The organism is Lysobacter sp. SCRH-1R, assembly GCF_057747855.1.
In genome coordinates, this window is record NZ_CM173227.1 from 263,117 (window position 1) to 279,894 (window position 16,778).

16 protein-coding genes and 1 tRNA gene are annotated in these 16,778 nt (G+C 65.6%); 6 read left to right on the top strand and 11 right to left on the bottom strand.

From position 1 onward, the window contains the following. Positions 1 to 82 precede the first annotated feature (82 nt). Positions 83 to 155, top strand: a tRNA-Ile gene (locus AC3ANK_RS01135). Between the two features lie 341 nt (positions 156 to 496). Here AC3ANK_RS01135 and AC3ANK_RS01140 read toward each other — a convergent pair. Both AC3ANK_RS01140 and AC3ANK_RS01145 read right to left on the bottom strand, forming a co-directional pair. Next, positions 497 to 889 (bottom strand): hypothetical protein, encoded by a 393-nt coding sequence (locus tag AC3ANK_RS01140; protein WP_484171889.1) that lies wholly within the window; start codon positions 887 to 889, stop codon positions 497 to 499. Between the two features lie 25 nt (positions 890 to 914). After that, on the bottom strand, positions 915 to 1,607 hold the full coding sequence (locus AC3ANK_RS01145) for an SOUL family heme-binding protein (RefSeq protein WP_484171890.1): 693 nt from the start codon (positions 1,605 to 1,607) through the stop codon (positions 915 to 917). A gap of 984 nt (positions 1,608 to 2,591) precedes the next feature. On the opposite strand from AC3ANK_RS01145, the gene AC3ANK_RS01150 reads away from it, so the two are divergent. The 3 genes from AC3ANK_RS01150 (at position 2,592) to AC3ANK_RS01160 (ending at position 4,423) form a co-directional block, all read left to right on the top strand. Then, positions 2,592 to 3,035: a fasciclin domain-containing protein gene (locus AC3ANK_RS01150; protein ID WP_484171891.1), complete on the top strand. Its 444-nt coding sequence runs from the start codon at positions 2,592 to 2,594 to the stop codon at positions 3,033 to 3,035. A gap of 361 nt (positions 3,036 to 3,396) precedes the next feature. Beyond that, the gene (locus tag AC3ANK_RS01155; RefSeq protein WP_484171892.1) at positions 3,397 to 3,834 is read left to right on the top strand and encodes a hypothetical protein; all 438 of its coding nucleotides are present in this window, start codon (positions 3,397 to 3,399) and stop codon (positions 3,832 to 3,834) included. Between the two features lie 154 nt (positions 3,835 to 3,988). Next, positions 3,989 to 4,423, top strand: a complete 435-nt coding sequence (locus tag AC3ANK_RS01160; protein WP_484171893.1) for a hypothetical protein — start codon at positions 3,989 to 3,991, stop codon at positions 4,421 to 4,423. 966 nt (positions 4,424 to 5,389) lie between these two features. Here AC3ANK_RS01160 and AC3ANK_RS01165 read toward each other — a convergent pair. The 7 genes from AC3ANK_RS01165 to AC3ANK_RS01195 form a co-directional block, all read right to left on the bottom strand. Further along, the gene (locus tag AC3ANK_RS01165; RefSeq protein WP_484171894.1) at positions 5,390 to 6,031 is read right to left on the bottom strand and encodes a nucleotidyltransferase family protein; all 642 of its coding nucleotides are present in this window, start codon (positions 6,029 to 6,031) and stop codon (positions 5,390 to 5,392) included. A 7-nt stretch (positions 6,032 to 6,038) separates the two neighbouring features. Next, a complete protein-coding gene (locus AC3ANK_RS01170; RefSeq protein WP_484171895.1) occupies positions 6,039 to 7,079 on the bottom strand; it encodes an XdhC family protein in 1,041 nt (346 codons plus the stop codon). Between the two features lie 13 nt (positions 7,080 to 7,092). Continuing rightward, the gene (gene paoC, locus AC3ANK_RS01175; protein WP_484171896.1) at positions 7,093 to 9,300 is read right to left on the bottom strand and encodes an aldehyde oxidoreductase molybdenum-binding subunit PaoC; all 2,208 of its coding nucleotides are present in this window, start codon (positions 9,298 to 9,300) and stop codon (positions 7,093 to 7,095) included. Beyond that, entirely contained in the window at positions 9,297 to 10,253 is a 957-nt protein-coding gene (locus AC3ANK_RS01180; RefSeq protein WP_484171897.1) for an FAD binding domain-containing protein, read from the bottom strand. Before AC3ANK_RS01180 ends, paoC begins: the two co-directional genes overlap by 4 nt. Continuing rightward, positions 10,250 to 10,900: an aldehyde dehydrogenase iron-sulfur subunit PaoA gene (paoA, locus tag AC3ANK_RS01185; RefSeq protein ID WP_484171898.1), complete on the bottom strand. Its 651-nt coding sequence runs from the start codon at positions 10,898 to 10,900 to the stop codon at positions 10,250 to 10,252. Before paoA ends, AC3ANK_RS01180 begins: the two co-directional genes overlap by 4 nt. Positions 10,901 to 11,162: 262 nt before the next feature. Beyond that, on the bottom strand, positions 11,163 to 11,594 hold the full coding sequence (locus AC3ANK_RS01190; RefSeq protein WP_484171899.1) for a helix-turn-helix transcriptional regulator: 432 nt from the start codon (positions 11,592 to 11,594) through the stop codon (positions 11,163 to 11,165). An 84-nt stretch (positions 11,595 to 11,678) separates the two neighbouring features. Continuing rightward, positions 11,679 to 12,365: a glutathione S-transferase family protein gene (locus AC3ANK_RS01195; protein WP_484171900.1), complete on the bottom strand. Its 687-nt coding sequence runs from the start codon at positions 12,363 to 12,365 to the stop codon at positions 11,679 to 11,681. A 181-nt stretch (positions 12,366 to 12,546) separates the two neighbouring features. Between AC3ANK_RS01195 and AC3ANK_RS01200 the strand changes: the two genes are divergently transcribed. Next, positions 12,547 to 12,936 (top strand): hypothetical protein, encoded by a 390-nt coding sequence (locus AC3ANK_RS01200; RefSeq protein WP_484171901.1) that lies wholly within the window; start codon positions 12,547 to 12,549, stop codon positions 12,934 to 12,936. A 404-nt stretch (positions 12,937 to 13,340) separates the two neighbouring features. On the opposite strand, the gene AC3ANK_RS01205 is transcribed toward AC3ANK_RS01200, so the two are convergent. Next, entirely contained in the window at positions 13,341 to 14,372 is a 1,032-nt protein-coding gene (locus AC3ANK_RS01205) for an NADP-dependent oxidoreductase (protein WP_484171902.1), read from the bottom strand. Between the two features lie 9 nt (positions 14,373 to 14,381). After that, positions 14,382 to 15,608, bottom strand: coding sequence for an MFS transporter (locus AC3ANK_RS01210; RefSeq protein ID WP_206860345.1), 1,227 nt, complete (start codon positions 15,606 to 15,608; stop codon positions 14,382 to 14,384). Positions 15,609 to 15,682: 74 nt separating this feature from the next. On the opposite strand from AC3ANK_RS01210, the gene AC3ANK_RS01215 reads away from it, so the two are divergent. Next, complete coding sequence (locus AC3ANK_RS01215; RefSeq protein ID WP_206860344.1) at positions 15,683 to 16,702, top strand: AraC family transcriptional regulator; 1,020 nt, start codon at positions 15,683 to 15,685, stop codon at positions 16,700 to 16,702. The last annotated feature ends 76 nt before the right edge of the window (positions 16,703 to 16,778 follow it).

The following is a 16,778-nucleotide window of genomic DNA, read 5'->3' on the forward strand; positions in this document are numbered from 1 at the left end:
ACCCGGGGAACGCGACCAGCGCGCACGTGCGACTCCCGCGCGCCCGACCCACCCCCGCCGGCTGCTAAACTCCGCAGCCCACGGGCCTATAGCTCAACGGTTAGAGCAGGGGACTCATAATCCCTTGGTTCCAGGTTCGAATCCTGGTGGGCCCATTCTCGCTGCTACTCGATCGGCAGGCTGCGGGTTCCATCAAAGATTGTCGTTTTGCGCCAACCTTTGATGGACGTCCGCAAAGTTTGTCGTTTTTGGAGGTGCCGGCCCTTTAAGCGACCCGGCGGGGCGGCTAAGCCGCCCGCTTCGCCCGACGCTAATGTCCGCTTTCGACCCAAAGCGGACCTTGCGGCGCAATGATCCATGCGCATGTGCGGCCCTCCAGCGCTGCGCGCCATCGCCAGCGCTGCAATTGCACGCCTCACCGTTTGGGCAGAAACCCGGCTACGTCGGCCGGCCTGATGCAGGCGAACGTCGAGTCAGCTCGCGAGTGGGTTGATGGTTATCGCAAGACTTCTAAGCCGTTGTAGCGCTGGCGCCACTCGTGCAGCGGCCTGGCGCGGAGACAGCTATCCAGGGAGAACTGCTTCGCCTGTCTAATGTCCGATGCCAAGAGTGCAACTAGGTTTGTGCATTGCTGACGCAATTGTGTGTCGCTATGCGTCACCTTACTGACCGCGACGAAAAGCTCCTCCAGGGTCAACACGTTTCTATCGGCGACCGGACCAAGCCCCTTTCGCAGCCTCATCGACACGCGAGCGAAGAGGTGGCTCGCTTCATCGCGGTGCGACAGGAAAGGCAGCCCTTCGTTCTCGGCGCGCTGTAATGCCAAATCGTCCTCAGTGACTGGACGTAGGAAGCTTAGATCTCTCTTTTCATTCGTGAAGATTTGCATTTCGTTTCTCCGGAGCGTACTAGGGTCAGGCTTGGTTTGCGGCTTCACTATCGCTGTTGCAGGCCTCATCGACCTTGGCTGAGACGACAATCTCCGTCTTCGAGTTCGCTACACGGACATGAACTTCATTCTTCTTGAGATAGGGGATGGCGAACGCTTGGTCATACGTTGCCCAGTACACCTGATCGTCTGCCGACCACCGTGATCCAGACAGTGCCTGCATCAGGTCTCGCTTAGCAGCGGTGCGGCTTTGCTCTGTATCGGCACCGCGGTATCCAAGTACGGCAACCAATGTTTCCAGCGACTCATGGACTTTTACCGTCGGATCGTCAGGCAGCGGTGCCTCCGCGGCGGCCAAGTTGTTGGACAGGAAGAAGGCGACTCTCCAGCCATGTCTCTCGCGCATGCGTAGCGCACTAGGGAACATCGTGGACTCGTCGTCGCCCTGGTACGTCGGATACGTCATCTCCATCTTCTCTAGGGCTTCGTTGTCACCGTAGATGTAATCCTCTAGCTTTTCGCGCGCGACACGCACGGCCGCATCATGGCTCCCATCCGCGGACGTGTGCACAAACAACGCTGGCGCGTAGCGTCTGATCTCGACTGGTCCAACGATATCTTCCATGCGGTAGGCAGGTCTCGCGTCGAGCCGAATTCCGAAGAACCGCGGTATCGATCTGAGAATGTCTGTGAACAACGGGGCAGTTGCTCCGTTCATGATCATCTCCTTCCAGGCGCCGCCATGGCCTCGTAGGAGAACGAAGCTCGTAGTTCGGCGGCGATTGGCTGTTGTGTGGTGCATGGCCCACAGCGGCAAGGAGCGGCCCGCCTCCTTCCGGCAAGGAAGGCGTTTGAGCTCCGAGTAGGTTGGAGCATGCCTGCTGCGCGGCTGAGTGGCCAGTACGACGTTGCGCCGTAGTGCCACCAGACAATGCGCCAATTGAAGTTACTAACTCGTGATCCGGACCAGCGAATGCTCTTCTTGTTGACCGGCCACCGGCAACGCTGCGCTTACGGGATACAGTGTTACGGCGTGGGCCGACCGATACGGAGGTACTTACGGAATGACTTGCGATGCAAAGAGGAGGATCGAAGGTTTGCAGTCGCCCGGCTTGAATGCAGATGCGTGAATGCCGGTGTTGGCCAACCGTCACGTACGGGGTCTGGCGGCTGTCGCGGCCGATCCAACCTCAATGACCCGATTGCATTTGCGATCTGTGATGCGAGCATTTCGATGAGAGTTCTCATGGTTGATGTCCTTAGCCCCGCAGCTTGGCTGTTCCGGTTAGAAGTCACAGCGTTGGGGGCGGCGCGGACTGAGACGGAGCGGCACATGGCTCGCAGCCTCCAATCACTATGCGCCCATTCTGTTGAATCAACGCCGCTTGCCTCCCATCACGTTCATGGTGGATACGGCAAGCAAGAGCGCGACGGGCACTACTTTGTCCGAGTTGATGCGAACAAGTAAGACGCGCAGTCAAGACAACGCTGCGCTGCAGTGAACAGTAGGTCACGCGCAACTCACACCCAATGGCGCACGATCCGTGGGCACTGCGACGCAATGTCGCAACGGCCACTCAGCCGCGCTGCAATTCCACTCCTCCTCCGCACTGAGCCTCACTCGCCCCCGCTTCCAGCGGGGGTCTGGCTTCGGCCGCCCTGGATTCCGCAGAACAGCGGACCATCTAAAAGGAAATCCTGTATGAACACCGTAACCAATATTCCCAACGGCAAGAATCTCGTCGACACCGCCGCCGCCAATGGGTCCTTCAAGACTTTTGGCAAGGCACTCGATCGCGCTGGCATGACCGAAACGCTGCGCGGGGCGGGCCCTTTCACGGTGTTCGCACCGACGGATGCTGCGTTTGGGAAGCTTCCGGCTGGCAAGCTGGAAAGCCTGTTCAAACCCGAGAACAAGGAAGAACTCGTCTCGCTGCTGAACTATCACGTTGTCAGCGGCCGCAAGACCATAGCCGACGTTGGCAAATGGGAAGCTGCCAGGACCGTCAACGGTCAGTCAGCCCCGATCATGCTGAAGAACGACCAGCTCAGCATTGACGGAGCGCTGGTCACTTCTGCCGACATCGGGTCCAGCAACGGCCTGATCCATGGTATCGACAAGGTCAACATTCCGACCAAGCAGTAACGGCCTGCATCGGTGAAGAGAACGGCGAGGGCTTCCCTCGCCGTTCTTCTATGTCCTCCTTCTGTTCAGAAGTGGGGCCGCAGTTTGGACGGAGTCTATGGAGTTTCCCCACCACTGTGCGGTCGGAGGACTGAAGGTCCGCTTTTGGCCGATAGCGGACATCGTGGCGTTCGGCGATGCTGATATCCGCTTCCGGCTCGAAGTGGCATGTGCAAATCATCGAAGCCGATCCGCCGGGTTCGACGGTAGGCCGGCGGGCCCAGCTTGCATGAGCTCATGCCTATCAGGGTTGCATCCCATTCGCTCGGGCGGCGTCGGTCGTATTATCCAACCACGCGTCCATCTGCTCAATTTGGTCTCTATGACTGATCTCCAGCACAAACGTTCTCTCTGGATCGGAGTGTTATTCGCCTCGCTTGTGGTGCCGATCACCCTGATCTTCAACGCGCTGATCTCTCAAGCCCGTGCCCCATCCTCAGCCAATCTTCTGATCGGAATAGGCGGAATCTTCGTAATAGCCACGCCCGTCTCATTCCTCGCAACAACTGTCCTTGGGCTTCCCTTCGTCCTTCTGCTGCGCGCCCTGAAGATACTCAACTGGACGTATGTCTGTGTCGGCGCATCCCTGATTGGCGTCCTCATTGACATCTTGCTCGTTTGGCTCGTCTCAGGGGAACTCACAAAGTTTCCTCAAGGCCTGCTTGCGGGTTTCATCGGCCTCGTTTCCGGCGCCGCGTTCTGCCTTGGGGTGAGACCTGAGCATTCCTTGAAGCCGAAGCCGCTTCGCAGCTCCGGTTGACTCTGGCATCGGCGAATGGCCGCTCCTGGCTGATATCGGACATTGGGACGGGACGGCCGGCGACAGGGCTGCTAATGTCCGCTTCCGACCCGAAGCGAACGCTCGGAACTGTTAATCTGCCCTTCTTCTTCGAGTTCAAGACGCTGGGCGCACGATGCAGAAAGGCATCTCTATCACCCGCATTTGGTCCGACGACGATCTGATCGAGCTGCGCATCGTCGTGGAAGACGGCCATTCGTGCTTCTCCAATACTGTGTACACCTCCCAGACTGCGCTCCAGAATCTGGCAAAAGAACTCACCGCCTTCCGAGACCACATTCATGGCGGAATCAAGGACATTAGGTTTGGGGAGTTTGGTCCTGAGTACGCCAATGGGGCCTTTCACGCCAGGCTGCACTTCCGGAGCCCCGGCAAGCTCTTCGTGTCTACCCATCAGCAGTCGGAGTTCGCTGATTTTGCGATAGGCCAGGTTGCAAGTGAGGCCAAGATGTTCCTTGCAAGTGAGCCGATCCTGCTAGACAACTTCCTGCCCGAGCTTCGTGGTCTCGCTAGCGGCGCACGCACCGATGCTGGCCTAGAGCGCGTCTAACTGTTCAACCCGAAGCCGCTTCGCGGCTCGTGCTCAGTCCAGCCTTTGAATGTCCGCTTCTGGCCGTTAGCGGACATTCCGAAGGACTGGGAGGCGGTCGGTGGTGCCCGCGTGAATGCAGCTTGCGGCCTGCCACGGCGTTAGAACCATCGCCGCCACGCGAGCGAAGGCAATGTCCGCTTCGACCTTCAGTGGTCATTTGCGCGGACATGGCGACGCCGTCTGATGACGCGTGATCGTCCACATCCCCTGCCCGGCCAGCATTCCACGCAACGGGCTGACTGCCGACGCCGACACGCCTGCTGGCAGGACCCGCCCGCGATCGTAATGTCGCGCCCGACCCATAGCGGCCATGGGCACAATCGATGTGAGCTCAACAACGGACTGGGGCAAGGAATGAAGCTTGTGTATCTGATCGGCTTGGTGCTGGCATGTGTCGGTCTGTTGACCCAATGCGCGATCCATTGGTTACAGGCGGACGCGTTACGGCGGCCCGGGCACTTGGTTCGCTGGGGGCGGTGGTTCAGTCGGCCGGCTCTGTGATTCGATGCGGCCGGCTCATGGGGCCGACCCACGGCGCGGGCTTGCTGTCCCGCGTGTCGAGTTTGGAGCCCGTTGCGATGGGCCGTTGGTCCGATGGCCGAGCTCAAGGCTCGATGTGTCGAGCTGTTCCGTCGATGTGCCGAGCTCGGATCTCGGAACTTCGAGCTGCTCGCTTGGCACGCCGCGCTTCGAGCTCCGTACTTCGAGTCATCTGCTCCGCATGCCGGGCTTGGAGCTCGGCATGACCAGCCATTCGCTCCGGGTGTCGAGCGCGAAGCCCGGTGTTTCGAGCAGATTGCTCGGCGTACGGGGCTCAGAGCCTCGCTTTCCGGGCCACCATCAACGCGATAGCGCCGACGTTCATTGCGCGCGCCGCGATGCGTGAGCGTGACGGGCACCCCGGGTGCGCTTCGCTTACCCGGGCTACAAAGGCGACATGTCGCGATGGGGTTCGTTCGTCGCGACGGGGTCCAGCCATCCGGCTGCGACGGCGTCGTGCAGGTCCGCCGGTGTGTCGATGTCGCGGGCGAGTTCCGGGGCGTGCAGCCGGAACACCGCGTCGGGGGCGAGGGCGCGCAGGCGGTCGCGGAAGCCGTGGTCGCCGGTCGCCTCCATGTCCGCGAACCACGCGCCGGGGACGACGGCGGGAACGCCGATCACGCGTCCGGTGTCGGTGGCCGCGCTGTGCGACACGACGCTGCATGCGCCAGTCAGCAATGCATGTAGATGGTGCGATTCCAGGGTCGGCTGGTCGCAGGCGACGATCAACGCCAACGCATCAGCGGGCACGTGCGTCGCGGCGCTGCGCAGGCTGCCCGCGATGCCCGTGGACCATCCGGCGTTCACGACGATCGTGCAGGGCAGGTCCGCGAGTTCGTCCGCGAATCGTTCGTGACCGGCGCCAAGGACGACGACGATGCATTCGGCACCGGTCGTCGCGACCAGCCGCACGGTGCGGTGGATCAGCGTTTCGCCGTCGCGTCGGAGCAACTGCTTCGGCTGGCCCAAGCGCGAGCTTCCACCTGCGGCGAGCACCACGCCGACGTGCTTCGCGGGTGTGGCCATCGTCGGCTTACGCGCCCGCGTCGTGTCGCCACGCCTGCATCTGCGCGGCGATGCTGAGCGCGATCGTCTCCGGACCGCGACCGCCCAGGTCGATGCCCACCGGCGAACGCAGGCGCGGCTGCAATGCGGTGCGCTGTTCCGGGCGCAGCAGCTTGAACAGGTCTTCCTGCCGCCGCACGGGGCCGAGCAGGCCGATGAACGGAATCGTGGATGCGGCCAGTGCGTCAAGCGCTTCGCGGTCGAGTTCGAAGTGGTGATGCATCACCAGGGCCGCGTCCACGTCGCCCGCCTGCACGAGCGCGTCGCGTGGCGTCGCGTCGAGCAGCATGGCGGCGTTGCGCAGCCGGGCGAGCGCCGCATCGTCGCGCCATCGCGGCCGGCGTTCGGCCACGCGCACGCGCCAGCCGAGTTCCCGCAACAGCGGCACCAGTGTCGCGCTTTCCGGACCCGCACCAAGGATCAGCACGTCCGGCGGGCGCGGGATCGAGACCGACCATCGTTGCGCGGGCCACGCGACGGGCTGCGCATGCAGCGACCATTCGCGATGAAGCGTCGATGCCTCCATGCGAACGACACCGCCGGCCGTTACCTCCAGCATCACGTGTGCATGGCCCAGCAACCAGCGCTCCAGCACCGACTCGATGCCCGCGAGTTCATGCAACGGCAGCAGCGCCATCCGCAGACGTCCGCGACATCCCACGGCCGAACCGCTCAGCAGCGATTCGTCGGCACGCGTGTCGATCTCCAGCCAGCCGATCGCGCCGCTCGATGCTGCGGCGATCGCGCATTGCTCGATCTCCGGCTCCAGGCATCCGCCACTCAACCAGCCCACGTGTCCGCCTTCGCCGAAGACCGCCATCGCGCCCGTGCCTGCGTACGTCGAGCCTTCCGTTTCCAGCACGATCGCCAGCACCGCGCGCTCACCGGCGCGAATGCCGCGAAGCGCCGCGTCGATGATGCGGATCGCGTTGCCGCTGGCAACCTGCAGCGATGCGCCCCGCGTGCGCGACGCGTCGTGCGCGGGCAAGGCGGTGGAGACGAGCGTCATGGCGCGACGTGCCTCAGGCCGGAAGCGTCAGCTTGGCGAACAGCTTGTCCAGCGTGATCGGATAATCGCGCACGCGCGCACCCGTCGCGTTGTAGATCGCGTTCGCCACCGCCGCGCCGACGCCGCAGATGCCCAGCTCGCCCACGCCCTTGGCCTTCATCGGCGAGGAGATCGGGTCGGTTTCGTCCAGGAAAATCACCTCCTGGTGCGGGATGTCCGCATGCACGGGCACCTCGTAACTCGCCAGGTCGTGGTTGACGAAGAAGCCGAAGCGTTTGTCGACCGCGAGTTCCTCCATCAGCGCCGCGCCCACGCCCATCGTCATCGCGCCGATGACCTGGCTGCGCGCCGCCTTCGGGTTGAGGATGCGTCCCGCCGAACACACCGCCAGCATGCGGCGCACGCGCATTTCGCCGGTGATGCGGTCCACGCCCACTTCCGCGAAGTGCGCGCCGAAGGTGGACTGCTGGTACTGCTTGTCGAGGTCGCCGTACTCGATGCGGTCCTCGGCGACGATCTCGCCGTCCTTCGCCGCGTCCGTCAGCGCGACGCGACGCGAACCGGAACGCACCTGTCCGTCGACGAATTCCACCTGCGCCGGGTCGAAGCCGAGCTTCGTCGCGATGGCTTCGCGCAACTTCACGCACGCCGCGAACACGCCCGCCGTGGAATTGTTGCCGCCCCATTGCCCGCCGGAACCGCAGGAGATGGGGAAATCCGAATCGCCCAGCTTGACCACCACGCGATCCAGCGGCACGCCCATCATCTCCGCCGCCGTCTGGCCGACGATGGTGTAGCTGCCGGTGCCGATGTCGGTCATGTCGGTTTCGACCGTCACGATGCCGCGCGGGTCCAGGCGCACGCGCGCGGCGGAGGGTTGCAGCAGGTTGTTGCGGAACGCGCCGGCCACGCCCATGCCGACCAGCCATCGGCCGTCGCGCACGGTGCCGGGCTTCGATGCGCGGCGGCTCCAGCCGAAACGATCCGCACCCTTGCGCAGGCATTCGACGAAGTTGCGCTGCGAGAACGGACGCTGCGGATTCTCCGGGTCGACCTGCGTGTCGTTGACGATGCGGAACTGCACCGGGTCCATCTCGAGTTTTTCGGCCATCTCGTCCATGGCGATTTCCAGCGCCATCAACCCGGGCGCTTCGCCGGGCGCGCGCATCGCGTTTCCTTCGGGCAGGTCGAGTTCGGCCAGGCGCATCCGCGTCATGCGGTTCTCGCCGGCGTAGAACAGGCGCGTCTGCTGCACGGCGACTTCGGGCTGCCCGCCGGGCAGGTCGCCGTTCCAGCTTTCGTGGCCGATGGCGGTGATCTTTCCGTCGCGGTTCGCGCCGATGCGGATGCGCTGGATCGTCGCCGGCCGATGCGTGGTGTTGTTCGCCATCAGCGGCCGTTGCAGCGCGACCTTCACGGGGCGCTTCGCGGCCCGCGCGCCCAGCGCGGCGAGCAGGACGTCCGAGCGGATGAACAGCTTTCCGCCGAAGCCGCCGCCGATGTAGGGCGAATCCAGGCGCACGTTCTCCTTGGGAATGCCGAGCGTCTTCGCGAGGTCGCCGCGACTCCAGTTGATCATCTGGTTGGAGGTCCACACGGTGAGCTTGTCGCCTTCCCACGCGGCGATGGTCGCGTGCGGCTCCATCATCATGTGCGACTGGTCGGGCGTGGTGTAGGTCGCGTCCAGCTTCACCGGCGCCGATGCGAACGCGCCTTCGAAATCGCCGACGGACGTGTCGGGCTTGGGGTCCTGTTTCGGCGTCGGAGCGGGCGCCGATTCCTTCGCGGCGGCGAGGTCGAAACGTCCCTTGCCGCGCGTGTAATCGACGCGGATCAGGTTCGCCGCGGCGCGCGCCTGTTCGAAGGTCTCGGCGACGACGATCGCGATGGCCTGGTGGTAGTGGTCGATCTCCGGCCCGCCGAGCAGCTTTGCCGTGTTGAAATTGCCCTTGCCCAGTTCGCCCGCGTTCTTCGCGGTGACGATGGCGAGCACGCCGGGCGCCTTGCGCGCGGCGGTGTCGTCGAGCAGCGCGATGCGGCCCTTGCCGATGCCCGCGCCGACGATGTAGCCGTACGCGACGTTGCGCGCGACGTCGTGGCGTTCGTAGGCATACGGCGCGGTGCCGGTGGTTTTCAGCGGGCCGTCGATGCGGTCGGTCGGCTTGCCGACGACCAGGCCCTTGTCGATGGGATTGGTGGTGGCGGGCGTGTCGAACTTCATGCCTGGCTCTCCCCGTCGATCAGCACCGCCGCGATGGTGCGCTCCACCAGCGGTCGCTTGAACTCGTTGTAGCGGGTGGTGCGCGCGCCTTGCAGCAGGGCTTCGGTCGCGGCCTTGGCGCCGCGCGGCAGTTCGCTTTCCGCCGATTCCACGCGCCACGGCTTGTGCGCGATGCCGCCGACGGCGATGCGCCCGCGTCCGTCGTCCTGCACGATCGCGGCCACCGACACCAGCGCGAACGCGTACGACGCGCGATCGCGCACCTTGCGGTACACGTGCCGACCGCCGACGGGCCTGGGCAGCGTGACGGCGGTGATCAGCTCGCCGGGCGCGAGCACGTGTTCGATGTGCGGTGTCTTGCCGGGAAGGCGGTGGAACTCGGCGATGGGAATCGAGCGTGCGTTGCCGTCGGGCTGCACGGTGTCCACCGTCGCATCGAGCACGCGCATCGCCACCGCCATGTCGCTGGGATGCGTGGCGATGCAGTCGTCGCTGGTACCGACGATCGCGTTATGACGGCTGAAACCTTCGAGCGCCGCGCAACCGCTGCCGGGACGACGTTTGTTGCACGGCTGGTTGGTGTCGTAGAAGTACGGGCAGCGCGTGCGTTGCAGCAGGTTGCCGGCGGTGGTCGCGCGATTGCGCAGCTGTCCGGACGCGCCGGAAAGCAGTGCGCGCGAGAGCACGGCGTAATCGCGACGCACGCGTTCGTCGGCGGCCAGATCGGTATTGCGGACGAGTGCGCCGATGCGCAGACCGCCGTCGCGCGTCTGCTCGATCGTGTCGAGACCGAGGTGGTTGATGTCGATGAGATGCGCGGGCGTCTCGATCTCCAGCTTCATCAGGTCCAGCAGGTTCGTGCCGCCGGCGATGAAGCCCGCGCGTGGATGATTGCTGGCGGCCGACGCGGCTTCGGCGGGGCTTCGCGCACGCTCGTAGGTGAATGCCTTCATGCCTTCACCCCCGCGACTTCGGAGATCGCATCGACGATGTTGGAATACGCGCCGCAGCGGCAGATGTTGCCGCTCATCCGCTCGCGCAGTTCGTCGGTGGTGAGCCTTGGTCGTGCGGTGAGATCGGCGGTGACATGGCTGGGAACGCCCGCCTTGATCTCGTCCAGCACCGCGACCGCCGAACAGATCTGCCCCGGCGTGCAGTAGCCGCACTGGTAGCCGTCGTGCTTCACGAAGGCGCGCTGCATCGGATGCATGCGTTGCGGCGTGCCCAGGCCTTCGATGGTGGTGACTTCGCTGCCTTCGTGCATCACCGCGAGCGACAGGCAGGAATTGATGCGGCGGCCATCGACGATGACGGTGCACGCGCCGCATTGGCCGTGGTCGCAGCCCTTCTTGGTGCCGGTGAGATGCAGGTGTTCGCGCAGCGCGTCGAGCAGGGTGGTGCGCGTGTCGACGTCGAGTTCGTGCGCCTTGCCGTTGACCTTGAACGCCACCTTGGCGCTGGCCGGTGCGATGTCCTGCGCGTCGTCCGTCTGCGCGGCGACGACGGTGCCGGCCGGCATCACGCCGGCGGCGACGGTGACCGCGCCTGCCTTGAGCACTTCGCGCCGGGTGGCCCGCAGGCCGCGTTCGTCGAATTTCATTCTCTGCCCTCGAACCGGTGGAGAAGGGGGGCGCTTGGCGACACGATGGGTCGCGGCCGGCTCCCCTGCTTAGCAGAGGCATCGCGAGTACGAAGTGAATTCGGCGTCAACGCGGGTTTGTTACAGGTCCGCGTGCGATGACGGCCTGACGAAACGTTGCTCGCCGAGGCACACAGGAACATCCGGGCGCGGCACATGGCCGCGCCCGGATCAGCAGGCGGGTATCAAGGTGGGAGCGGCCGGCGGTGCCAGCGGTCCCCGATCAGGAAAGCGCGTCGACGCGCGCCCGGGCTTCCTTCTTGCCGAGGCCGCGCAGGCCGGCGAGCTTGGGCAGCTGCGACTTGCGCGGAACGGACTTGCCCTGTTCCCAGTGATAGATCGACTGGCCGCTCACGCCGGCCAGCTTCCCGAAGTCGGCGGCCGAAAGATCCAGCCGGGCGCGCAGCGATTGCAGGCCCTTGGCGCTGAAACGCATGCGCGCGGGCTCCTCTTCGTTGCTTGCCGCAGCGGCGGCCGGGGCCGCCTTCGACGCCTGCCTGAGCCTGCGTTCCAGCTGCACGACCTGCCGCTTCAGCTCGGCGATTTCCCTGCGATAAGTGCCACTGGCCTTCCGTAGCGCTTCGACTTCCGCACGTACTTCCTTGCGCGCGAGCCTGGAGATTTCAGCCTTCAGTACAGAGCCCAGATTCGGCATGTCCGATCATCACCCAAGTAAACAAGCGCACTAAGGTATCACTTGTGCGCATGCAGCCGGGTGAGTGCGATCCGTCCGGAATGCTCATTTCCGGGGCTGCGTGGCGTTGAACACCGCCAGTTGCGCATCGAACGCCCGCCGGTACGCGGGCCGCGCTTCGGCCCGGGCGACGTAGCTGGAAAGCGCCGGGAATTCGCCCAGCATGCCGGAGGGCTTCAAGCGGAGCAGCACCGACACCATCATCAGATCGCCGATGGTGAACGCACCATCGAGCCATTCGGCATCGCCCAGGCGGGTGGACAGCGGGACCAATCGCTCGCGGATGCGATCCTGCACCAGCGGCAGACGCTCGCTGCTCCAGGGTTTGTCGCGTTCCAGGATCCGGACGGTCACCAGTTCCAGGATGGGCGGCTCCACCGCGTTGAGCGCGGCGAACATCCAAGCGATCGCACGTGCGCGCGCGTTCGCGTCGTCCGGCAACAGGCCCGCGTGATGCTGTGCGATGTGGAGCACGATCGCGCCGGTTTCGAACAGGACGAGATCGCCTTGCTCGAACGTTGGAATCTGCCCGAACGGATGCAGCGCAAGATGCGCCGGTTGTTTCATCGCCTCGAACGAAAGCAGGCGCACGTTGTATGGCTGCCCGACTTCCTCCAGCGCCCAGCGCACGCGCATGTCGCGCGACAGTCCCTGCCCACGGTCGGGGGATCGTTCGAAGGCGGTGATGGTGGGAATCGTGGGGGCGCTCGTTCGTTGCGTGCCGCTGTGCATGGCGGGTTTTCCGGTGACGGATCGGGGCGGTTCGTGGATATGACGAACCAGGGGGGTGCGGATCGACATGTTGCGGGAGGGCCCCCGCTGCCCATGCCCGGCTGCGGCCGTGTGCAACGGCACCCGATCTGGCCTGCCAGGATGCTAATGTCCGCTGCCAACGGACCTGCAAGGAAGCGCAATGTCGGACGAAGCCGGCGTTCTGTACAAGATCCTGTTGGCGCACACGTTCCTGGCAGGAGTGGCCGGCTTCTTCGGCCGGTTGTACATCGGTGGCTACCTGCTTTCCACGGAGTCGACAAGAAGCCCCTCGCCGTGGCGGAGATTCGGCTACCGGTATCTGGTGTTTGGACTGTACTACCTGATGTCCTTCCTGTTCTCGCCCGTGTTGATGGCACCTTTCGCCGATGCCATGCGCGAAGCGAGCCTGGGCGCGAACGTCAAGCCGCTCATCTACTTCGCCGCGTGCCTCCCGATGGCAACAGGTCTCTACTTCCTGGACTGCTGGATCATCGTCCGAAGCGATCCTTTGAAGGCCGCCATTCGAACCGGAAGAACCCGGTTCCGTTGATGCGACTCACCGGGTCAGGCTGCACGCGGAATGCTACGGGGCGGCAGTGGAGCGGCCCGCGGCGACCTTCGCACTCAACGCGTGCACGCGTGCATTGAGTTCGCCCGGGATGAGGATTCTCCACGCAGCGCGTTTCCGTCGCGCGGGTCCCGACGCCGTCGAGCCCTCGTACTTCATGCCGATCTCCATGGTGTTTCGTGTGCGTGCCGATACATGGCAACAGTCCCGAAGAGTAGCCTGCCTGCACGCGCGCGCCTGACCGTTTGCGTAGCGGGTACCCGCAGGAGACATCGGGCGCGACGCTCCCATCGATGCACTGCATCCCATGGCTGCTCGTGCCAGCACTCACGCTGCCCGATCGAAACCATGAGGACGACCGGGTTCCGCACGGCTCGCAACGAGCGCTATTCGTCGGCCACCCGCACCACCACCTTGCCGAAGTTGCGGCCCTGCAGCAGGCCGATCAGCGCGGCGGGCGCCTGTTCCAGTCCATCCACGATGTCCTCCTGCAGCCTGACGCGCCCCTGCGCGATCCATTGGGACATGTCGCGACGGAAGGCGTCGAAGCGGTCCGCGTAGTGGTCGAGGATGATGAAGCCCTGCATGCGCACGCGCCGGGCCAGTATCGTCGCGAGCAGTTGCGTGCGTTTGTCGCTGCCGCGTGCGCCGCCTTCCTCGTTGTAATGCGCGATGAAACCGCACACCGGAACGCGCGCATGCAGGTTCAGCAACGACAGCACGGCGTCGAGCACGTCGCCGCCGACGTTCTCGAAGTACACATCGATGCCGTCGGGGCAGGCCACGGCGAGGCGTTCCTTCAGTGCGGGCTCGCGATGGTCGAGACATGCGTCGAAGCCCAGCACCTCCACCGCATGCCGGCATTTTTCCGCACCGCCGGCGATGCCGACGACGCGCGCGCCCTTGAGCTTCGCCAACTGCCCGACGACCGAACCCACCGCGCCGGTCGCAGCGGCGACGACCACGGTGTCGCCGGCCTTGGGGTCGCCGATGTCGAGCAGCCCGACATACGCGGTGAAGCCGGGCATGCCCAGTCCGCCGAGTGCGAGCGATGGCCGGGGCAGATCGCCCAACGGCGTGACGTCGGTGCCGTCCGAGACCGCGTAGTCCTGCCAGCCCGCGTTCGACAGCACCGTGTCGCCGGCCTTGAACCGGGGATTGCGCGATTCGACCACGACGCTGACGGTGCCGCCGACCATCACCTGGCCCAGGCGCACGCCCGGCGCATAGCCGGGGCCGGCTTCGTCCATCATTCCACGCATGTAGGGATCGAGCGAAAGGAAGCGCGTGCGCAGCAGCACCTGGCCTTCGGCGGGTTCGGGCGCGGCATGCGTCTCCAGCTGGAAGTCGCGCGTGGTCGGTAGTCCCTGCGGACGCGCGATCAGCGTGATGCGGCGATTGAGGCGTGGTTCGCTCATGGTGGGCCCTCAGTGGCCAGAGACGGTGATCGGAGTGGAACCGCGCGGACCGTAACGCAGCGTCAGCAAGGCGCCGAGCGTCATCGCGACCACCGCGAACAGCGGGCCGCCGAGTGCGCCGACATGATCGACCAGCACGCCGCCGCCGATGGCCCCGGTGGCGATGGCGGTCTGGAACGCCGCGACGAGCAGGCCACTCGCGCCTTCGGCCTGGTCCGGTGCGGCGCGGACGATCCAGATCTGGAACCCGACCGGAAACGCGCCGAACGCGAAGCCCCACAGCACGATGGCCACCGACGCGACGCTGGCCGATTGCCCCGCCAGCAGCAGCGCGCCGGCCAGCGTGGCGATGATGACGCTGCCCAGCACGATCGCGTTGCGCTCGCTGCGGCCCGCGACATGGCCGCCGGCCAGGTTGCCGAAGAATCCGCCGATGCCGTAGCCCAGCAGCACGGCGGAGATCGCGCCGATCGAAAGGTGCGTCACGTTCTCCATCAGCGGACGGATGTAGGTGAAGCCGGCGAAGTGGCCCGAGATCACCAGCAGCACGACGACCAGCGCGGCGCGCACCGGGCCGCGCGCGAACAGTTGGCCGAGCACGCGCAGGTCCGGCTGCGATTTCGGCGGCAGGGCGGGCAGGGTGGCCAGTTGCGCGACGAGCGTGACCACGCCCACCGCGCCGGCCGCGACGAACGCGCTGCGCCACCCCCACGTATCGCCCATCCACGCGCCGATGGGCGCCGCGCACACGGTGGCGACGGAAACACCGGTGAGGATCAGCGACATCGCGCGCGGGAACAGGTCGTCCGGCACGAGGCGCAGCGCGAGCGGCGCGGCCATCGACCAGAACCCGCCCAGCGCGATGCCCAGCAACACGCGGGCGACGAGCAGCGTCGCCAGGTTCGACGCCAACACGGCGATCGCGTTGGACGCCAGCAGCGCGAGGGTGAGCGCGATCATCACGTGGCGGCGATCCATGCGGCGCGTGAGTACCGGGATCGAAGGCGCGGCGATCGCGCCGACCAGCGCCGTCGCGGTCACCGTCTGGCCCGCCGCGCCTTCGCTGATGCGAAGGTCGGCGGCCATCGCGGTGAGCAGGCTCGCGGGCAGGAATTCGGCGGTGACCAGCCCGAACACGCCGAGCGTGAGGGAGGCGATCGCGGGCCAATGCGTGGGTGCGGACTCGGCCGGCGGTGCGGCGTCGTAGTCGCAAACGGAACACTCGGTTGAGGACACGAAGGGCTGCCAATGGGGTGGGGCAGGGCAGGTTAGGCGTACGATGCAGGCGTTTCCATGCCGGAACGGCCGCAATGCATGACCATTCCTCCCGTTTCCTGTCGTCCGTGCAGCCACCGGAACCGGGCGACCTGCTGACCCGCGTGCTGCTCGGCCTACGCCTGGACGGCGTGGAATACGGTCGCTGCGTGATGCGCGAGCCCTGGGCGATCGCGTTCCCCGCGCAGCACGATGCGCGCTTCCATTTCGTCGCACGCGGTGGCGCATGGTTGTGGATGCCGGCCATCGGGTGGAAGCAGCTGCCTCCGGGCGACGCCGTGCTGCTGCCGCGCGGGAGCTTCCACGTCATGGCGAGTTCGCCGGACGTGCCGGCGGTCGATATCGACCAGCTCTCGCGCGAAGCCGTGTCGGAGAACCTGTACCTCGTGCGCTCCGCGTCGCCCGATGGAACGCAGGCGGCGCAGGCCATATCGAGCGTGATGTTCTGCGGCGCGATGCGTTTCAACCTGGACCCGCTGCATCCGCTGCTGGCGATGATGCCGGAGCTCATGCACGCGGGCGATCTGGTCAAGCGCGATCCGGCGGTGCTCGCCCTGCTCGAGGCGATGGAGCGCGAAGTGTCGCTGGACCGCATCGGCGCCTGCGGCATCCTGGCGCGGCTGGCCGACGTGCTGGCCGCCAGCATCATCCGCGCGTGGGTCGAATGCGGCTGCAGCGATTCCACCGGCTGGATCGCGGCGGTGCAGTGCCCGAAGATCGGCAAGGTCATCGCGGCGATCCATGCCGAACCCGAACGCGACTGGGACGTGCCCGCGCTGGCAAGGCTCATGGGCGCCTCGCGTTCGCGCTTCGCCGAAGCGTTCACGCGCACCGTCGGCGAGAGCCCGGCGCGATATGTCGCAAAGGTGAAGATGTTCCAGGCGCGCCGCTGGATCCAGCAGGAAGGCATGCGCGTGACCGTCGCCGCCGAGCGCCTGGGTTACGACTCCGAAGCCTCCTTCAGCCGCGCCTTCAAGCGCATCATGGGCATACCGCCCAGCGCGGTGCGCGGGCAGGGCGGAAGCGTGGCGAGGGAGGGTGCGGTGCGGGTGTGAGGGAGTTCGTGAGTGGCAGCATCTGGCGATGGCGGACGTGGGACGGGAGCACCGACGCAGGGCGGTGCTAATGTCC

What these genes read in the sequence shown, in the direction of transcription:
- AC3ANK_RS01140 (WP_484171889.1), bottom strand. Translation starts at nt 889, where the DNA reads ATGCAAATCTTCACGAATGAAAAGAGAGATCTAAGCTTCCTACGTCCA.
- AC3ANK_RS01145 (WP_484171890.1), bottom strand. Translation starts at nt 1,607, where the DNA reads ATGAACGGAGCAACTGCCCCGTTGTTCACAGACATTCTCAGATCGATA.
- AC3ANK_RS01150 (WP_484171891.1), top strand. Translation starts at nt 2,592, where the DNA reads ATGAACACCGTAACCAATATTCCCAACGGCAAGAATCTCGTCGACACC.
- AC3ANK_RS01155 (WP_484171892.1), top strand. Translation starts at nt 3,397, where the DNA reads ATGACTGATCTCCAGCACAAACGTTCTCTCTGGATCGGAGTGTTATTC.
- AC3ANK_RS01160 (WP_484171893.1), top strand. Translation starts at nt 3,989, where the DNA reads ATGCAGAAAGGCATCTCTATCACCCGCATTTGGTCCGACGACGATCTG.
- AC3ANK_RS01165 (WP_484171894.1), bottom strand. Translation starts at nt 6,031, where the DNA reads ATGGCCACACCCGCGAAGCACGTCGGCGTGGTGCTCGCCGCAGGTGGA.
- AC3ANK_RS01170 (WP_484171895.1), bottom strand. Translation starts at nt 7,079, where the DNA reads ATGACGCTCGTCTCCACCGCCTTGCCCGCGCACGACGCGTCGCGCACG.
- paoC (WP_484171896.1), bottom strand. Translation starts at nt 9,300, where the DNA reads ATGAAGTTCGACACGCCCGCCACCACCAATCCCATCGACAAGGGCCTG.
- AC3ANK_RS01180 (WP_484171897.1), bottom strand. Translation starts at nt 10,253, where the DNA reads ATGAAGGCATTCACCTACGAGCGTGCGCGAAGCCCCGCCGAAGCCGCG.
- paoA (WP_484171898.1), bottom strand. Translation starts at nt 10,900, where the DNA reads ATGAAATTCGACGAACGCGGCCTGCGGGCCACCCGGCGCGAAGTGCTC.
- AC3ANK_RS01190 (WP_484171899.1), bottom strand. Translation starts at nt 11,594, where the DNA reads ATGCCGAATCTGGGCTCTGTACTGAAGGCTGAAATCTCCAGGCTCGCG.
- AC3ANK_RS01195 (WP_484171900.1), bottom strand. Translation starts at nt 12,365, where the DNA reads ATGCACAGCGGCACGCAACGAACGAGCGCCCCCACGATTCCCACCATC.
- AC3ANK_RS01200 (WP_484171901.1), top strand. Translation starts at nt 12,547, where the DNA reads ATGTCGGACGAAGCCGGCGTTCTGTACAAGATCCTGTTGGCGCACACG.
- AC3ANK_RS01205 (WP_484171902.1), bottom strand. Translation starts at nt 14,372, where the DNA reads ATGAGCGAACCACGCCTCAATCGCCGCATCACGCTGATCGCGCGTCCG.
- AC3ANK_RS01215 (WP_206860344.1), top strand. Translation starts at nt 15,683, where the DNA reads ATGCATGACCATTCCTCCCGTTTCCTGTCGTCCGTGCAGCCACCGGAA.